This is a genomic window from Candidatus Mycosynbacter amalyticus, assembly GCF_025273655.1.
Taxonomy (GTDB): Bacteria; Patescibacteriota; Saccharimonadia; order Saccharimonadales; family Saccharimonadaceae; genus Mycosynbacter; species Mycosynbacter amalyticus.
The window spans coordinates 608,567-624,345 of the sequence record NZ_CP045921.1 but is presented as its reverse complement, the minus strand read 5'-3'; the positions used below and the strand labels follow the sequence as shown (position 1 = coordinate 624,345).

Here is a 15,779-nt window from a genome sequence, read left to right as displayed (position 1 = left end):
CGTTCAGAACTAAATCCGGTCGCCTCATGGGCGTACATCAGCGCATTGACCGTGTGGCACGTCGCCACATTGCTTCGCATCTGCCGAGCGCATTTCAGTTTCCGACATATCGCGACATTGTGCATTTCGAGGGCAAAAACGGACCCGACGGTATCAAGCGCAAAAGCCCTGCGGTCGACGAGCCGTGGCATTATATCAACCCCGATGATCCGTCCGACACGGCACTTCTCGACATGATCGATGAGCATATAGCCAATCTCTCAGAAGCGCTTCGTATGGAAAACTACTACCGCGCAGCGTTTGAAGCTGCCTGGATGGCGCATGCAATTACAGATGGCCTCACGCCGGCACACCACTATCCGTTTGAGGAGAAACTGGAAGAGCTGCGCGGTGAAGGTCTTGAGACACGCAATAGCGCCAAAGATAAGCTGGTGCTTCCCGGCACTACTGCTCGCATGCGTATAAAAAACAACTGGGAATTTTGGGGCGCCAAAGGTGTCATGACGACACATCTTGCGTTTGAGCTTGGAGTCGCAACGACATTATCTGGTGCAGCACTCGACGGGATTCACCGTTTCGACGAAGCGGATATCGCTGAGTTACGCCAGGACGGTTTTCGTGCTGTATTTCTGCATATTTTACACGACGTACATACTATGGGTATGTACGACGAGTTCGGACAAAAAGGTTGGACGCGCCATCTCGCTCGGGAGACTAAGCGTGAGCTCGTGCCGCTTATCGTCCGAGCTGTCTGTATGGGCTGGTATGCGGCCATAATTCAGGCACAGGAATCGTAGTATATGCGAGTTCGTATCATCGCAGGTAAATATGGTGGTCGCAAGCTCGATGCGCCGCGGGGACGCACGACGCACCCCATGGGTGAGCGTGTTCGAGGGGCGTTATTTAATTCGCTGATCCAAGATATCCCCGACGCACGCGTGCTCGACGCGTATGCGGGAACGGGCGTGGTGGGATTCGAAGCGCTCAGTCGTGGCGCGCACGAAGTCATAGCCGTCGAACATAGTCGCGCTGCCCAAAAAACTATTGCTACGAGTATGGACCTCCTTGGTGTCAGCTACCCAGAGTACACGCTTTTTAGAGGTCGCGTGCAGTCATTTATCTCATCGCGCGCGGCAGATAGCTTTGATATTATTTTTGTCGATCCTCCATATTACGAGTACAATCAGCACTTATCCACAATTGAAAAACTTTTTGGGCTTCTCAAACCAGGAGGGCTTATGGTAATATCAAAACCAGGCAAGTGTGAGGACATTGTGCTACCAAACGGAATTGTTGTGGTGGACAATCGTAGTTACGGAGAAGCACACCTCATGTATTGTCGGCGAAAAGGCGTTTAGGCGCCTTTTTGTTGCGTAGAAAATATATTGATATTTATATAAACTTATGATATAATAACATTTAAGCTCTTTGACATCGACAAATCGACTGAAAGGGGGTGGTCTTTGTGGCCACTCGTTGGGTTCTACTGGGTATTGTCGTGCTACTGGTCCTGCTGCTGTGGCAGATAGGCAGGCATGTGCGAGCGTGCTGGTGGGTGCGTCCTGTAGTAGTGGAGGATATTCTTTCGCAAAACCCTGATGCAGATCGTGACATTGTGTTTCTCGACGGGGCGTTCAATCTCGCGAGTGAACACGCGGATGACATCATGTCCCGGCTGTCGCAGTGGGGCACGGTGCTCTATGTCGACTACGACTTCGACAGCTACAACCACGAAGCGGTGTACCGTGCGTTTCGCGATAAGGTCAAGGCCAGCGCTGTCCGCGATGTATGTTTCTTCGGGGGTTCCATGGGTGCGATCAACGCGCTGCGGCTCGCCGCAACCCTACGTGAAAAATTCGACAGAGTTGTGGTTTTTGGTGCCGACGCCGCCCTTTGCAACGAGGTACTACCGGCAGGACAACGACAGCTCGCTCAGGTTGTGCGATTCCTGCATCCTGGACCAGTGTTCAATTGGCCAGGAAAGCTGTTCATCAGGTTGGCGCTGCGAGGAATTCCCAACTCTCATCTTGATGAGCCTGGCAATCTCAAACTCGAGAAGCGAGTGCGGTCGCACATCAACGCGATGCGCCGCTACACACTGAATGCGTTTCTGGAGATGACCGACACTATTGCTCGAGCGCCGCTGCCAAGTGCGGCCAAGCTCGAGGGCATTGAGTCGGTGTATCTCCAGTCGGGTTCAGACAAGACTATCCGTGGCAACGTTGCCCGTGATATCTGGCTGGGCCTATTCCCGGACGCAACAGTGGTTGAGATCCCCGAGGGAGAGCACCTCACGTTCCAGGAGCACAAGAGCGCGTGGGGTTCGGCTGTCGATCGAGAGTGTGGCAGACTGTTTGGCTAGTAGTCAGATGGATTGCCCCTGGGCGGCTTCGATGTATCAGAGATGATGCAGCGAAGCCGCCCATTCGCATTCTAGGTGCTGTGGTTCCGTGTATCTGGTGAGACGCACGACAAAAGTTGCGAGAAATCGAGATATCATAAACGTAAAAACATCGGGATTTCCGATGTTTTTACGTTGGTGCGGATGAAAGGACTTGAACCTTCACGCCCGGAGGCACTAGCTCCTAAGGCTTGTGAGATGGCGCATAAAAAGTGTCCTTGTGTACTGTGTGCGATTTCTCATTTTACCCCTGTTATAACGCCTCACAATGGCCTAAAAAGGCATAAGTCACGATTAGAGGAGCAACCGTCGTATAGACTTGTACCCACTCGGGTGGATATGTAACCGTAGGAGTTCCCGTGGGAGTACACGGTGGAGTCAATTTGTTCTGGATAACACAGCCATCTTACAAGCAAATACCAAGATATTGCACGATACGCCATAATGTATGTAAATAACATTACATAATAAAAGTACAAAAAAGACATAGGACACGACCAATTCTTATGCTATAATATGGATTAAGTAATTCACACACAAATACGCGGATGTGGTGGAATTGGTAGACACGATAGCCTTAGGAGCTATTGCCTTCGGGCGTGAAGGTTCAAGTCCTTTCATCCGTACCACAGTGAAATTACGAGTAAACCGTCCGACTGGGCGGTTTTTATGATTCTTATTAATCTGCAACGGCTTGATCTAGCTGAGCAATGAATATGAACTTTTGCTATAATTGCAACAATGAGTCAACAGGAGTTAGGGGCTACATAACTCGGATATAAATAAAATGAATGAGTATAACTTTAATGTTTTAACATGGGGTGAGTTCGAGGAATTCACGAAAGACCTGCTTTCAGAAGAAATGGGCGTATCGTTTCAGGCGTTCGCGGATGGAGCGGATGGTGGTATCGACCTAAGGTACTCGGCATGCGACAACGACCGCACGATTATTGTGCAGTGCAAGCGCTACAAGAGCGCGTCAGGTCTTATGGCGAATTTAGCCAAAGAGCGTCTAAAGCTGGATGAGATGAGCCCTGCTCCTGAGAGGTACATCCTCTCAGTATCGCTAGACCTTACAGAGGATAAGATAAACGATATAGTTGCGCTATTCTCGCCATATATCAAACAATCGAGCGATATACTCGCACCTAAGCAGCTTAATAGTTTATTGCACAAGCATCCCAATGTTGAAAAGAGGCATTATAAGCTCTGGATCGCAAGCAGTAATGTACTACAGACAATACTTTCAAGTAGGGTGTCTAATTATAGTGGTCTTATAAAAGAAAAGATTATCGACACGCTAGAAACCTATTCTCCAACGCCAAGTTTTAATGAGGCTATGTTAACACTAAAAGAGCACGGGTTTATTGTCATTGCTGGCGAGCCTGGAGTAGGAAAAACGACACTTGCCGACGTTATGAGCTACTACTTGCTTGGTGAAGGTGATTTTAATGAGTTGGTCGCCTTGCCGCAAGATATCAATGACGCCCTAGAGATGATGAGTAGCGACCCTGACAAGAAGCAGATCTTCCTGTTTGATGACTTTCTGGGTAGTAATTACCTAGACGATAAGCTATCTCGCAGAGAGGATGGCATATTTAGGACATTGATTGAAAACGCAGGTCGTCTAAGAAAAAATAAGGCACTTATCATGACGACGCGTGAGTATATACTTCATCAAGCTCAACAAAGCACCGAAGTGTTTAAAGATCAGGGCTTTCTTGACGCGAAATATATTGTCGACTTGTCTGAATATGACTTGGTGACAAAAGCCAAGATCCTCTACAATCATCTCGCGGTATCGGATATACCAGAGGAACACCTCGAATATTTTGTCGACAAAAAAGTATATAGAAGTATCGTGAGACATAGGAACTATAATCCACGCCTCATTGAAGCGATTAATAAGCAAAAGCTTTGGTCGGATTGCCTGCCAGAATCATTTTGCGATAAGGTAATCGAACTATTTAATAATCCTTGGATGTTATACGAGGATATCTATATGAATAAGATCGACGAAAATGCTCGCAATATTATGCTGGTAATGATGTCGATCGGAAGAAACGTACGCTTTGAATATCTACATAAGGCAGTGGTTTCTTTTGATGATACGATCGACGAAACGCAACTGCGTCGATCTATTGATGTGCTTGAAAGTACATTCCTGAAAACATCAAAAGATAAAGATGATCAGATCGTCGTAGATGTATTAAACCCTACTATTTACGACTTTATCACTCACTATTATCGCGGACACAACCACTCGATTGAAAAGCTCATTAGAAGTGCCGTGTACCTCAACCAGCTTACGCATCCATTCGCAATCAGTGCAGATAGTAGCAGTTACGAATTACGGGCGTCGTTATCTGGCTATACTCCTATCGTACTAAGTGAATCGGGTGTTGAAGCGATGAAGGAAAAAGTCCTCAGTAGCTGGCAGCAGTTACCATGGCTAGGTAATTCAGGTACTCCTGAGAGCTTTGATATTTTTGATAGCATATCGAGACTCTCTGATGTGTCGGATGCTATAGAGGAGGTCAATCAAGAGTTCTCTCGGGCTGTACTTGCGATATTGCAGTCTTCTATCCCTCACACTCAAGACGTTTCGGCTGCACTTAATGCCTTTGATACGTACTGTGATTCCGACGACCTACCAGATGAAGTGGCAGATAATTTTGTACACTCGGTTGTAGGTGCTGTCGGTACCTACGAGGACATGAAAACAGTGGCTGAGATAGGATGGAGCTACGGCATCAAAAAGTTTGTCTTGGATCGTATAGCTGAAAGAATAGCTCAGGACGAGTATTACGAAGACATCCTTAGCGAAGAAGTGCGACAGAGGTTAACAGATGGCGAGAAGGATATCGACATTAAAGATGAGATGAACGATACATTGGAATGCTATGGTCTTGACGGTAGTTTCGTCGATAATGAGTTCAATGCATGGGCTGAACCACCAGAAGATTATGATGGCTCAAGCTTCTATTCTAAAGACGATGACGACTTTGAGACTCAAAGAGAAATGAAATCGGATGAGAATTCACGCATTGATGATGTATTTCTTTCATTAAGTAAAAGATAGGGCATTCTGAGGAGTAAAATATGATTTCTAAAACCGACTACATAACCTATCTCAAACATCCAGCGTGGCTCTGGCTTCGCAAGCACGACCCAGATTTCTTGCCAACGCCTGATGACAACTCGCAGGCTATCATCGACGAGGGTCGTGAATTTGAGAAGCTAGCTGAGCAGATATTCCCCGAAGCAATACGCCTCGATCGTAACGACTATGCAGACATGCAGGAATGGGCGGATGAGACCAAGGCGCTACTCGAGCAAGGCGTGGACACTATTTTGCAAGCAGCCTTTCTCTATGATGGCTTCTTGTGTATCGCTGACGCCATTACAAGTGATGGCGATGCCTACACCCTGACAGAAATCAAAGCCACCACCTCGCCAGACAAAGAGCATATCTGCGACCTTGCGTTTCAGAAGACGGTTATTGAGTGGAGTGGCTTTCCTGTGCGAACTGACCAAGTACTGCACGCCAATAAAGAATATCTTCGTAACGGTGAAATCAAGCTCGAAGATATCGTGATGTTCACTGATGTTACCGACAAAGTAAACAAAGAAGTCCTGAATGCCCCTGAGAAGATGCGAGAAGCCGCCAAAATAGCCGAGAGCGATACAATGCCAAGTGACTCGCTCCGTTACGTCGGGCTTGGTGCCGCGGGCGAATACCGAGATATCTTCTACAAGCTCCATCCAGATATTCCCGAATATAGCATTTACGACCTTGCCTCGAATAAGGGTGTAGGTACAGACAAGCTTATCGGAAGCCTCGAAGATAACGACGTGAAGCTCATCGTCGATATTCCAGATTCAACCAAGCTACAAGCCCATCAGCAAGACCAAGTACGTGTGACGAAGCTAGATGAGGTCATCGTCGACAAAGAGGCTATTCGAGCATTCCTTGGTGATATCGAATCCCCAGCCTACTTCCTCGACTACGAGTCGATTAACCATATCTTTCCGCCATTTGACCATACGTTCCCGTACCAGCAGGTCGTGTTTCAGTATTCGCTGCATATCATGCAAGAAGACGGTACGCTCACACATATTGAATACCTCCATGATACAAGCACAAACCCTGCCGAGAGTGTTATCGCCCACCTGAAGCAAGATATTGGTAGCACAGGCTCGATTATCGTGTGGAACAAAACCTTTGAGTGCTCACGTCATAAAGAATACGCCAAGCTCTATCCAGAGCATGCTCCGTTCTTTGAAGATCTCAACGAGCGTACCGTTGATCTTGCGGATGTCTTTAGTAAACGCTTCTATCTCGATAAGCGGCTCAAGGGTAAGTATTCAATCAAGAAGGTGTTGCCGTTACTATGCCCCGAGCTGTCCTATAAGACACTTGGCATCCAAGAGGGCTCGACTGCCAGCCGTTCGTGGCGCGAAGCGATTGTCGATGGCACACGACCAGACAGAGACCAGATACTGGCCGACCTACGTGAATACTGTGGGTTGGATACGTATGCAATGGTGGCCATTTACGAGAAGCTCAAGGAACTGATTGAGGTGCGAGCATGATTGAGCTCATTGCTTTTGGCGCTGCTATCGGAGTATTAGCACTCATCGGTGCGGCAAAGAAGCGCAGCAAGAAGGCTATTCCACCAAAGAAGCAAGCTATGTCGCAACAAGAGACTGACGAACTAATAACCGTCGTGCTGCCGACTATCAATAATGACAAATAACTTACAGCTGCTTAATTAGCTCAAGGGCGCGTTCGCGGTAGCGCTCTTTGGTCATTACAGAATAACTGTAATGCGGTAGCTCCAGAATACGATACTCGTTTGCAACATACAGCTCCAAGAGTTCTTTTACTTGCGACCCTAGTGCAATGAGCGTTGGCTTTTTGCCTTCTTCTGCGATGAACTACATCTCTTCATTAAATCGAGCAATGGAGTGGTGGAGAAAGTCTGGGTGTGCCGCGAGAAATACTTTCACCTTGCTAGAGTCCGTCTCGCGTAGTCCATGAAAGAAATCCGTGAGATAGCTACCCCAAAGTACCGTATCTTTAAACGCGTAGCGCATTTTGTAGTCCATAGCGTAAGGGCTTGTATCGTGGAACGCGCTGAACGGCTTTGGCTGAATGTCCCTATCGGCAGAGTTCAGCGCAACAAATACGATGTCGGTGTGGAGTGTCTGTAGTAACTCGGGACTATCCTCGAAAACACTCAAGTCACCCATGCGGGCTTTTGGTTTTTCGTATTCTTCAATTGCTTGCCAAACTGTCCAACTTGCATGAGGGCTGTATGGGCTAGATTTTATCGCATCGTATTTTTCTTGAGATATTGCCATAGTATGTCCATTATAGCTTTATCTTAGGCGTTTGCTACAATGCAAAAGGAAGGTTCGTGCTTGCTCCATATCTGCGAGAAAGCACGAACCTTCTTTGCTATAGAGTGCGGAGGCGCTCTTTTGTTTTTGCATGTTCGTGTAGCGCAGTAACGCTTGACGCACGAGTTATGAGAAATTCTTTAGATAATCTGAGGTAGATTCGGCCAGATGTGGTGATTTTTACCAGATAGTACGGTATACTGAGAACGTCTAGGTAAAAGTAAAACGATTCGCCAAAGAATCATAGCTTTGGTTGTCAAGTTTAAGATAACGGCAACCATTCGAAACGTTAAATGAGCTTGACTCGTTTTACTTGGCCTAGACAACCTAGAATGGTTGTCGTTTTTTATATCCGACCTCCGCTCTACCAACTATTTAATGCTTGCGGAGGAAGGCATGACCGAACAACACGAGAAGAAAAATACAGCAGAAAAGATTGATGGCTCAATCGATAAATTAGGCAACTCTATTAAAGGCAAATTCGATAGCCTATCGCATAAACTAGCCATCTTTATTGCGGGACTTGCGAGGACATACAATATCCCATCAACTGGTCTCAAGATTGGCATGGGTATTGCCGTACTTGGTGGTGGTTGGCTCATTGTCTCAACCTACGTTCACGGGCGAAGTGGCTACTATGCAAGCGAAATGGGCGGTATGTTTGCCTCGATTGCGTTCGGTATACTCCTCATCTTTATCGCCTCGGCGTGCCACAAAGCAGCCAAGCTCGTAGATAATCCAGCGTCGCAGAAAACAGCAGCAAAACACACCGTGACCAAAGTCGAAACTGCACACAAAGAAAAGTCCGCTGCACCACGCACACACAAGAAAGCAGACGCCTCATGGCTGGTGTACGGTATCTCCACAGCACTGATGTTGCTATTCATCTTCAAGCCAGCCAGTAGTCGTCTGGCGTGGGAGTTAAAAGAAAGCCAGCAAATTATGCTTCTTGCATGGCTATGGGTTATTGGTACAGCAATCTACGCATGGTATCGTTATCAAGGTGGAAAATGGACGCTTAATATTGGCGGTTTTGCACTCACGTTCATCATCTTCCTTATAAATATTGGCTTATTACTCCTGCTCTTGGTGCAGTATCCATAGGTAATAAAAAGGAATACAATGATGAATTTACAACTACTCAGTATCTGGATAGAAGAACATAAAAAGCAAGTTGCTACCGGATTAATTATTGCGACTGTGGTCGGTATTATTCTGACGCAAATTTCGTGGAGTAGCCCATCGTCCTCGCAGTCTCAAGCGACACCAGACCAAAGCGAGACAACGTACCATGATGGCGAAGCAAACTCACCTCGTGACGATACTTTCGATGAGAAGCCAAAGATAGATAAGCTCTCATTTACAGATGTCAGTGGCTATAGCTATGACATAGAGTACGAAGTGGGCGATGTTGACGCTACAATTGATTCTAGCGAAGGCAAGCCGGGGTATGTAGGAATTAGTAAAGCAACTATGCCTGTTTACAGCGTGAAGATCACAAATACGACATCGGGCAAAAAAGCACCGTGTCTCGTGAATATGTCCGTACTGCCCGTTTATGCGGAGCCGGTTAGCACAGAGCTGAAACAGCTTCTTGGTGGGATAGACACTCTTTACAGTCCTGGCTGGGAACTAAAGAATATGAGGCTATATGATACCCCACTTTCAAGCGCGGATTTCAACGATGGTGACGATGGCGTGCCAAGTCAGATGTATACCACAATGGCAGGTCTGAAAGCGACCCTGAAGACCGAGTGTGGTAATGGAATAGATAACAGAATGGACGTAGGTGCGACGCTTGAATATGGCGGTATCATCTGGAGCGCTGACAACTCCACTGTCGTGAAAGAAGATGCTGCGAGCAGGATCGTCGAGCTACTCAAAAAGCCTACGGGTTATGTCGTGGCGTATAGCGACTATACAAAAAATATTTATCTAGCAACGATTGGTGAGGGAGTAAAAGCATACGGAAATATGAACGGTGATGCGATAGTGCAGTTTGTAAAAGCACAGGAAGAGACAGAATAAGGAATGAATGTAAACATCAAGAATCCGCGAGTTATTGGTATAGTTGTCGCGATTATCCTACTGACGGGTATCGCAGGTAGTATCTATATCGTGAATCGACCAAGCAGCACAGCAACCAAGAATACTGCCTCAACCACCACACCAAAGGCATCATGTCAGCTTGCCGACATTTCTGATGTTGCTACATCGGAGTTTGTAGAGCAAGGCAATGTCGAAGCGTCAGCCGCTGAACGTTGTGGAGTGCCGAAAGATGCAGCAATCCTTGATTGGACAAGAGCGCACAGCCTCAAGATCGACGGAGTAGTGTTGTTTGATGACGGAAAAACTGTCTACCACACATCAGATGGTAGTAATTGTACGGTACTCGTTGGCTACCTTAGCAACGAACAGAGTTACACGCCATATCCAGCCGACTATCCTGAGAAACTGCGGTTCGCTACGCCAGAAGAAGCACTTGATGCGGGATATGCAAAAGATTGCCAGTAATTCGCAAAGCCTTTTTGTAATAAAAGATACAAAGCCAGTTTAAGATCGTAGTCTTAAGATATGGTTTCCTCTAGGTATCTAAAGTGGTCGGGGTCAACTGCCTTCATCATGTCAAGCAAGTCGGTTATGCAATTTTTGGCCTCGGGTACCAAAGAGGGGTCAAAACCAGAGCCTGTAATATGCGACTGGTCGTTGGCGAACTTATAGATAGATGCTTTTTTCTCTTCGTCATAGCTTATTTCCTGTAAGCGGTTGAATGTATTAGTATTCTTTGGGACTCGGAACATCAAGAAGCTGTCGAGTAGCTTACGAGCTATGTTGGGCATTTTATAGGCATTCGCTATAGTGCCGTCATCTTTGTATTTGTAGGCAACATTGAATAAGTAGTGATATTCACTTTCAAATTCTTCGAGTGCTTTATCTAATTTATCTAGGTACGCAGTGCGTGTGCTGTCCGCTTCAGAGAAGCTATTCTTCACCATAAATAAACCAAACGTTTTACGAGAGTGCTTAATCCAGTTAGTTACTAGTTTCAAGAAGTCGAAATTATGGGTAAGTATAAATAGCTGACTCGCATCTTCGGTGGCCTTTTTCAGAAATGAAAACGCTTGATACTGTGAATTGGAGTCGAGACTAGAGACTGGGTCATCAACAACGATAATCCCGGTCTTTGGATCGAAGCTATCGTCTCGCAGCTGTGTTACGAAAAATACAAATGCGATTGCGGTTCGTTCGCCCTCACTAAGGCTCTTCGCGGGGTTGCCACGCCTTAATAGTAAATAGCCCGCGTCATCGCCACTTTCAGTATTTGGTGCAAATGTTATCTCGTCGTGACCTAGAAACTTCTTGAGCGACACATTGAGCAGTTCGCAGGCCTTATGCTCTGACGAGACCTTGCTCTTATTTGTTGCAATTCTAGACAGTAGCTCAGTTTGTCCGGTAACTTTCTCATCTCCATCCTTCAGGACAGCTATCTCGGTATCCAGTACTTCAATCTGATCTTTCAGGCCATTGACCTTGTCATAGATGCCGCTAAGGTGGTGGTTTTCGATTTTAGCACTATCATTCTTTTGTTGGTTGAGGAAGTCGCTTGTCTTTTTATTGTGATTGGCAATAATTTTATTTACTTCATCCAAGGAGCTAGTGATTTTTGTAAGGTCGGGCGTTTCCGCAATACTAAGCTCTTCGGTCGTATGAAGCTTCTTGGATCGCACGAGCTCACCAAATTTCTTTATGGACTCAAGCAAAGCATCACGTTCGCTTGTCAGGCTTTCCACTTTTTCTGCGTAGTCGCTATGAAACTCTTGATAGAGATTCATTTTGTCGACGGGGCTGAGATCTTTAATGATGTTATATACGGTGACTAATCTATTCGCAAGATCATCTACCTCTAGTTTTAACTTTGCATCAGCTTCGTTGAAATGTGCCGTTAGCTCTGCTAGCCTTGCTGTGTCTAATGGGTTACCGCAGAATTCGCATGTATTACTTTCGTGGTCGGCATGCACTTTGATGCCTGCTTCTACCCATTCAGAAATATCCGCATTTTCTTTGAGTCGCTCAATAACACTAGCCGATACCGTCTTAGCTAGTAGGGTATGGGCTTCGTCAATAATTTCTGACAGGTCAGTGCTTGTCTCGCCTAACGACATCTGTTTCTGCTCAGGAAGAGATGGCTGTGCAACCGACAACACTAGCTTTTCTAACTCAGTATCATCGAGCAATTCTTTGTCAGACAATCTTGCAAAGGCTTGCTCTGCGTGAGTTTTATTGTAGGTGCGCACGACGCCACCTCGACTCACAGCACCAATAACTTTGGCGACAGTGGTAAATTCTAGGCCTCGCTCTTTCTCTTTGGCCTCTTTCTCGATAGTTTTCGTGCGGATAGCTTCCTTTGTTCTAGCTAGCTCGGCTTCGTCCTCTTCGATAGCCTTGAGTGCCGCCTTATTCTCTTTGCCTAGAACTACCGTGATAGACTTCGAGCTTAGAGTGTCGAAATCTATATTGTCTGCAATAAAATCGGTATTAAAGACTCGTATTGGGGTGCCGAAAGCTGTTCCGTGGGTGTGTACACTTCCATCACTATCATGTACTTGATACTCGAGAGACGGAAAGTCTGGATGGTTGCCCACATTCAATGCACCGAGCAGCTTAGAGAAGGTACTCTTTCCTGTGCCATTCCATCCGTAAATGACGTTGTATTGCTTTAGCTCTTGCAGACTTGTGTCCCAATTAAAACTGGTATAGATACCTAGATTTTTTAGCTTAGTTATTTTCTTGATTATCGACATTTTATCACTTATCCATTCCCAAGGGGGCGTCCTCGCTCTTTTATTATACTTTACCTCAAGAGTCTAGGGGTTGATATGTAAAAACTTAGATAAGTATCGCCAGCACCGTACAAATACAGAGGAGATGATGGTATAATAAAGAGGCAAAACTACAATTTATTTGATTTATTTTTCTGAAGGAAGGCTAAATGCGGCTATTTACGCTTTTTATCTTTCTTCGGAAAATAAATTGTAGTTTTGCGACTAAGTAAATAGTCGCATTTTTGTTTGCGGCTGAAAACGAAAGGTCGCAAAACTATGCCGCTTCACAGGTCAGTTTCTTATTGCTATTATCATGCGTTTGCAGAGGGTGTCTGCTGATGCGTCTTGCCTTTGCCGATGTCCAGAGAAACGTTACCGAACTGGCCAATCGTGAATCGTACAATATCGACATCCTCTATGAGCTGCTGGCTGCCTATGGCCGTGCGAGTTCGGCCATCACCAAGCTACGTCAAGGCTCACTCAATCTTGCCAGCGACAAAGAAAACGACGTATTGCAGCGTGGCGTCGTGTACTTCAGGCACATCACCGATTCAAGCAAGCTTCGCTCTACTCTTGAAGAACTAGAGCAAGATCCGCTGGTTGTTCGCTATAACCCTCGCTACCTCATTGTTACCGATTACGACAAGCTCGTTGCTATCGACACCAAGAAAGATACTCGCCTCGATATCAATCTGCGAGATATTGATCGTGATGTTGACTTTTTCTATGGCTGGACGGGTGATGAAATTACCGACGAAAAGACTGAAGCCGTTGCCGATCGTCGTGCGGCCGACAAAATGCAAGAACTCTACTCTGAAATCGAGAAGTTCAATGCCGAGCGCTTGGCTGACCCACAAGCTAACTTCCGTCACGACCTCAATGTATTCTTTAGCCGTTTACTATTCTGCTTCTTTGCCGAGGATACTCGGGTATTTAGTAATGATGAAAAGGCTATTTTTACTGGCTCTATCAAGGACTACACGCAGACCGATGGCAGCGATCTCGATACATTCCTCCGCACGCTATTCGACGCTCTCGATACCGAAGATAAGTCAAGCTTCACCAGTCCGTTTAGTAAGTTTCCGTACGTCAACGGTACAATTTTTGACACCAAAAAGCACAGCATCGGCATACCAAAGTTCAATGCCCAAGCTCGCAAACTCATTCTCGACTGCGGCAACTTGAACTGGTCAGAAATCAACCCCGATATCTTCGGCTCGATGTTCCAGAGCATCGTGGATGAAAACCAGCGGCACACGCACGGCCAGCACTATACTAGCGTGCCAAACATCATGAAAACGATCGAGCCGCTCTTTCTCGATGAATTGCGTGAGGAGTTCGACAAACACTATGACAACCCGAGCAAGCTCATCCGTCTATGGGAGCGAATCAGCAAGATTAAGGTCTTTGACCCTGCCTGTGGTAGTGGTAATTTCCTGATTATTGCCTACAAAGAAATGCGTAAGATTGAACATGCCATCATTGAGCGATTGCTCCTTGGTAGCCTACTCGAAGAAGGTATGAAGAATAAGCTATCTTCGCAAATCAAACTCGATAATTTCTACGGCATCGAAATTGACGACTTCCCACACGAAATCGCCATCTTGTCGCTCTACCTTGCGAAGCATCAGATGAACATCGAATTCGAGAAGCAGTTCGGCCGAGAGATAAAGCTCATTCCGCTCAAAGACAATGCGAATATCATCCACGGCAATGCCGCTCGGCTGGACTGGAACGATGTCTGCTCGAATGTGCCGCATGCCGTTGGCATACCAAGTGCCGCCAGCCAGCAAAGTGAACTCATAGGGTTTGAGAACGAGAGTGAGCAACAAGAACTCGTAAAAGAAGAATACGACGAGATCTATCTTATCGGTAATCCACCATATGGAGGTGCGAGGTGGCTCGACGCTGCTCAAAAAGAAGATATGCAGCTCGTTCTTGGTGATATTAAGGGCTACGGAAACCTTGATTATATTGCTGTGTGGTTCAAAAAAGCGGCCGACTACATCGGTGATAGTAACAAATGCAGGGCTGCTATTATATCTACCAACTCCATCGTTCAAGGCGTGCAAGTGGAGCTGCTATGGTCGTACATATTCGACACAAAGCACGAGATTATTTTTGCTCACCAATCATTCAAATGGCAGAACAGTGCCAGAAATAATGCAGGCGTTACGGTTGTCGTTATCGGCATAGGTTCGGAGAGTTCAAAAGATAAATATATCTACAATGGCGGTATTCGGCAAAAAGTAGACAATATCAACGCATACTTGTCGTCTGGCAGCAGTACGATTGTGATGTCACGCTCTAAGCCACTATCATCGATACCATCTCTCGACTATGGCAGTTTCGCACTCGATGACGGTCACTTTACAATATCACTCAACGAATACAAGGATATCCTCAAGGCATCACCAGATGCCGAGAAGTTCCTCAAACCGTTTGTCGGTGCTGCGGAATTTCTACGAGGCATTGAGCGGTATGCCGTCTGGATTAACGAAGCGGATATCGAAGAAGCTAAGCAGATACCGATACTCAACAAAAAGATCCAAGCAGTATATGAGTGGCGTATGGATAGCAAGCGAGCTAGCACCAAGAAGCTAGCCTCGACGCCATGGCGATTTGCCGAAATTCGCTATCAAGATAGGCAATGCTTGATAGCTCCTATCGTATCTTCAGAGCGCAGACAGTACATCCCTATGAGTATCTTGCCAAAAGGAACGGTCGTATCAAATGCTGCATTCGCTATCTACGATGCCGAACCATGGCTACTCGGCATTCTTAGCTCAAAAATGCACATGGCGTGGGTGCGAGCGGTCGGTGGCCAGCTAGAAACACGGCTTAGGTATTCAGCTTCAGTTGTCTACAATACATTCCCACTCCGTCCACTGCTCGAGCACGAAAAACAGGAACTAACCGCCAAAGCTCGCAGCGTTCTCTTTGCTCGTGAGAATCACTCAGAGAAAACGCTGGCCGAGATGTACGACCCAGACAAAATGCCCGAAGACTTGCGACAAGCCCACGAAGAGTTGGATGTGGCCGTCGACCGATTGTATCGCCAAAAGCCATACAATTCTGACGAAGAACGCCTTGCCGACCTCTTTGCCCTCTACGAGCAGATGACTAACACCGAGAAAGATAAGAAATAA

Annotated in this window: 12 protein-coding genes and 1 tRNA gene; 11 read left to right on the top strand and 2 right to left on the bottom strand. The window is 46.3% G+C overall.

The genetic code is table 11. The annotated features are described in order from the left end of the window. Positions 1 to 26 precede the first annotated feature (26 nt). From GII36_RS03470 to GII36_RS03440, 7 genes are all read left to right on the top strand, one after another. On the top strand, positions 27 to 797 hold the full coding sequence (locus tag GII36_RS03470; protein WP_260762497.1) for a hypothetical protein: 771 nt from the start codon (positions 27 to 29) through the stop codon (positions 795 to 797). 3 nt (positions 798 to 800) lie between these two features. Beyond that, positions 801 to 1,358: a 16S rRNA (guanine(966)-N(2))-methyltransferase RsmD gene (gene rsmD / locus GII36_RS03465; protein WP_260762495.1), complete on the top strand. Its 558-nt coding sequence runs from the start codon at positions 801 to 803 to the stop codon at positions 1,356 to 1,358. Between the two features lie 107 nt (positions 1,359 to 1,465). Beyond that, positions 1,466 to 2,362: an alpha/beta fold hydrolase gene (locus GII36_RS03460; RefSeq protein ID WP_260762493.1), complete on the top strand. Its 897-nt coding sequence runs from the start codon at positions 1,466 to 1,468 to the stop codon at positions 2,360 to 2,362. Between the two features lie 583 nt (positions 2,363 to 2,945). Further along, a tRNA-Leu gene (locus GII36_RS03455) sits at positions 2,946 to 3,030 on the top strand. Between the two features lie 158 nt (positions 3,031 to 3,188). Then, positions 3,189 to 5,483 carry an nSTAND3 domain-containing NTPase gene (locus tag GII36_RS03450; protein ID WP_260762491.1) on the top strand — a complete coding sequence of 765 codons (2,295 nt, stop codon included), beginning with the start codon at positions 3,189 to 3,191 and terminating at the stop codon, positions 5,481 to 5,483. A gap of 20 nt (positions 5,484 to 5,503) precedes the next feature. After that, complete coding sequence (locus GII36_RS03445; RefSeq protein WP_260762489.1) at positions 5,504 to 6,997, top strand: DUF2779 domain-containing protein; 1,494 nt, start codon at positions 5,504 to 5,506, stop codon at positions 6,995 to 6,997. After that, positions 6,994 to 7,161, top strand: a complete 168-nt coding sequence (locus GII36_RS03440) for a hypothetical protein (RefSeq protein ID WP_260762486.1) — start codon at positions 6,994 to 6,996, stop codon at positions 7,159 to 7,161. Before GII36_RS03445 ends, GII36_RS03440 begins: the two co-directional genes overlap by 4 nt. A gap of 181 nt (positions 7,162 to 7,342) precedes the next feature. On the opposite strand, the gene GII36_RS03435 is transcribed toward GII36_RS03440, so the two are convergent. Further along, positions 7,343 to 7,768: a hypothetical protein gene (locus GII36_RS03435; RefSeq protein ID WP_260762484.1), complete on the bottom strand. Its 426-nt coding sequence runs from the start codon at positions 7,766 to 7,768 to the stop codon at positions 7,343 to 7,345. A 435-nt stretch (positions 7,769 to 8,203) separates the two neighbouring features. On the opposite strand from GII36_RS03435, the gene GII36_RS03430 reads away from it, so the two are divergent. Genes GII36_RS03430 through GII36_RS03420 form a run of 3 tightly spaced genes read left to right on the top strand, consistent with a single transcriptional unit; the run spans position 8,204 to position 10,321 of the window. Further along, positions 8,204 to 8,911, top strand: a complete 708-nt coding sequence (locus GII36_RS03430; protein WP_260762482.1) for a hypothetical protein — start codon at positions 8,204 to 8,206, stop codon at positions 8,909 to 8,911. A gap of 18 nt (positions 8,912 to 8,929) precedes the next feature. Continuing rightward, positions 8,930 to 9,835: a hypothetical protein gene (locus GII36_RS03425; RefSeq protein ID WP_260762480.1), complete on the top strand. Its 906-nt coding sequence runs from the start codon at positions 8,930 to 8,932 to the stop codon at positions 9,833 to 9,835. A 3-nt stretch (positions 9,836 to 9,838) separates the two neighbouring features. Continuing rightward, entirely contained in the window at positions 9,839 to 10,321 is a 483-nt protein-coding gene (locus tag GII36_RS03420) for a hypothetical protein (protein ID WP_260762478.1), read from the top strand. A gap of 53 nt (positions 10,322 to 10,374) precedes the next feature. Here GII36_RS03420 and GII36_RS03415 read toward each other — a convergent pair whose 3' ends face one another. Continuing rightward, complete coding sequence (locus tag GII36_RS03415) at positions 10,375 to 12,609, bottom strand: AAA family ATPase (RefSeq protein WP_260762477.1); 2,235 nt, start codon at positions 12,607 to 12,609, stop codon at positions 10,375 to 10,377. A 359-nt stretch (positions 12,610 to 12,968) separates the two neighbouring features. On the opposite strand from GII36_RS03415, the gene GII36_RS03410 reads away from it, so the two are divergent. After that, positions 12,969 to 15,779: a class I SAM-dependent DNA methyltransferase gene (locus GII36_RS03410; protein ID WP_260762475.1), complete on the top strand. Its 2,811-nt coding sequence runs from the start codon at positions 12,969 to 12,971 to the stop codon at positions 15,777 to 15,779.